The 1,855-nt window shown below is 42.4% G+C and carries 3 protein-coding genes; all 3 read left to right on the forward strand.

Annotated features, from left to right (window positions below; translation table 11 throughout):
- Positions 1-540, forward strand: a 540-nt coding sequence (locus SMIDD26_RS13220; RefSeq protein WP_419986660.1) for a ribonuclease HIII, incomplete at its 5' end; no start/stop codon positions are given.
- Between the two features lie 3 nt (positions 541-543).
- Positions 544-1,158 carry a signal peptidase I gene (gene lepB, locus SMIDD26_RS08360; RefSeq protein WP_001083986.1) on the forward strand — a complete coding sequence of 205 codons (615 nt, stop codon included), beginning with the start codon at positions 544-546 and terminating at the stop codon, positions 1,156-1,158.
- A 295-nt stretch (positions 1,159-1,453) separates the two neighbouring features.
- A partial coding sequence (locus SMIDD26_RS08365) for a YrrC family ATP-dependent DNA helicase (protein ID WP_246747002.1) occupies positions 1,454-1,855 on the forward strand: 402 nt, incomplete at its 3' end.

Here is a 1,855-nt window from a genome sequence, read left to right on the forward strand (position 1 = left end):
GTGGGGGATTCCAAGACTCTGACCGACCTTAAAATCCGTCAGATTGCCCCTATCCTCAAAGAAAAAATCCAGCACCAAGCACTGCTTCTCTCACCAAGCAAGTACAACGAGGTCATCGGAGACCGCTACAACGCTGTTTCGGTTAAGGTTGCCCTCCATAATCAGGCTATCTATCTCCTCCTTCAAAAAGGCATTCAGCCTGAGAAAATTGTGATTGATGCCTTTACTAGTGCTAAAAATTATGACAAGTACTTGGCACAAGAGGCCAATCGTTTCAGCAATCCTATCAGTTTAGAAGAAAAGGCTGAGGGCAAATACTTGGCTGTCGCAGTTTCTTCTATCATTGCGCGTGATCTCTTTCTGGAAAATCTTGAAAATCTGGGACGAGAGCTGGGCTATCAACTTCCAAGTGGAGCTGGAACAGCTTCTGACAAGGTGGCTAGCCAGATTTTGCAAGCCTATGGTATGCAGGGACTCAATTTCTGCGCCAAATTGCACTTTAAAAATACTGAAAAAGCGAAAAAACGCTTAGAAAGGTAAATTATGAATTCATTTAAAAATTTCCTAAAAGAGTGGGGATTGTTCCTCCTGATTCTGTCATTACTAGCTTTAAGTCGTATCTTTTTTTGGAGCAATGTCCGCGTAGAAGGACATTCCATGGATCCTACCCTAGCGGATGGCGAAATTCTCTTTGTGGTTAAGCACCTCCCTATTGATCGTTTTGATATCGTGGTGGCCCATGAGGAAGATGGCAATAAGGACATCGTCAAGCGTGTCATCGGAATGCCTGGCGACACCATCCGTTACGAAAACGATAAACTTTACATCAATGATAAAGAGACGGACGAACCTTACCTAGCTGACTACATCAAACGTTTCAAGGATGACAAACTCCAAAGCACCTACTCAGGTAAGGGATTTGAAGGAAATAAAGGAACCTTCTTTAGAAGTATCGCTCAAAAAGCCCAAGCCTTCACAGTTGATGTCAACTACAACACCAACTTTAGCTTTACTGTCCCAGAAGGAGAATACCTTCTCCTCGGAGACGACCGCTTGGTTTCGAGCGACAGCCGCCACGTAGGTACCTTTAAAGCAAAAGATATCACAGGGGAAGCTAAATTCCGCTTCTGGCCAATCACCCGTATCGGAACATTTTAAGAAATCGAAGAGGCCGAGAATCAAGAATCTCAGCCTCTTCTTCTATCGTGAGAATATGATTATTCACTATCCAGTTTGATTAAGATAGAAACAAAGTTATACTCAATGAAAATCAAAGAGCAAACTAGGAAGCTAGCCGCAGGTTGCTCAAAGCACTGCTTTGAGGTTGTAGATAGAACTGACGAAGTCAGTAACATATATACGGCAAGGTGACGCTGACGTGGTTTGAAGAGATTTTCATTGAGTATAAAATAGATACAAAGTTAACTCTCACCTATTTATGCAAAGGAATCTTATGGAAGTTTATTTTTCAGGAACCATTGAACGGATTATTTTTGAAAATCCCAGCAATTTTTATCGTATCCTCCTCCTAGAAATCGACGATACAGACGCAGAGGATTTTGATGATTTTGAAATTATTGTCACCGGCACCATGGCTGATGTGATTGAGGGAGAAGACTATACTTTTTGGGGACAAATTGTCCAGCACTCCAAGTATGGGGAACAACTGCAAATCAGCCGTTATGAACGCTCAAAACCAACTAGCAAGGGCTTGGTTAAGTACTTTTCAAGTAGCCATTTCAAGGGAATTGGTCTCAAGACAGCTCAGAAAATAGTGGACACCTATGGCGACAATACCATTGACGAAATTTTGCAACACCCAGAAAAGCTAGAAAGTATCTCAGGACTCTCTGCC

Origin of the sequence: Streptococcus mitis, from assembly GCF_001579035.1 — a bacterium.
GTDB classification, from domain to species: domain Bacteria; phylum Bacillota; class Bacilli; order Lactobacillales; family Streptococcaceae; genus Streptococcus; species Streptococcus mitis_J.

Excerpts from the sequence above, each read along its gene's own strand:
- lepB (WP_001083986.1), top strand. The coding sequence starts at position 544 with ATGAATTCATTTAAAAATTTCCTAAAAGAGTGGGGATTGTTCCTCCTG.